The organism is Megasphaera cerevisiae DSM 20462 (genome assembly GCF_001045675.1).
Classification (GTDB): Bacteria; Bacillota; Negativicutes; order Veillonellales; family Megasphaeraceae; genus Megasphaera; species Megasphaera cerevisiae.
In genome coordinates, this window is sequence record NZ_LEKT01000167.1 from 1 (window position 1) to 636 (window position 636).

Sequence of the window (636 nt, forward strand, 5' to 3'; positions counted from 1 at the left end):
CTTACACGCAATGGTATAAAATTGTCGCAACTGGAGTTGTAAGCAGTGCCGATTCGGATTTCAAACAAACTGTAGCCATCTTGAAGGACTATAACATGTCGCTGAGTGGATTTGTACTGCGCTCATCTGGGGCCGATAGGCCAGCGGCGCACTGCATAACCATCGGTATATAGACAGTGGGGATTGTTTAGTATTGGTGCCCCCTTGGCCGGCGCACAAACGATCACATTCCCACTTGAAATTAATCAAGTCCTTTTGCCCGTGGTCACAGTCGATTCTGCGGCAGACGACATGATTGGCGTCGAAAACATATCCGACACAACTATAACCCTTACAAAAGGATCACACGACCCCACCGCCCGCACGGGGCATTGGGGATTAATATGTAAGTAAACAGTGGGGAGATTTTACCAACATAAACGGTTTATCTGCAATCATATATCCTATTGCGTTATCCAACAAACCTTGGGCAATCATAACCACGGAAGGCGATCCCTCAGGCTGGGATAATAACATAAATGGCATTGCAATAGCTGGAGCAGACATTGCCACCGCATCAAATACCCGAGCTAATATTTTATCTAAATGGGTTGTTAACGGTGGGACAATAACTCGGCAAGGGCAAAACGTACGGTT

General features: G+C 46.5%; 1 protein-coding gene. It reads right to left on the bottom strand.

Annotated features, from left to right (window positions below):
• Positions 1-378: 378 nt before the first annotated feature.
• Positions 379-636: hypothetical protein (locus AB840_RS18020; protein ID WP_236684567.1), on the bottom strand; the 258-nt coding region annotated here is incomplete at its 5' end.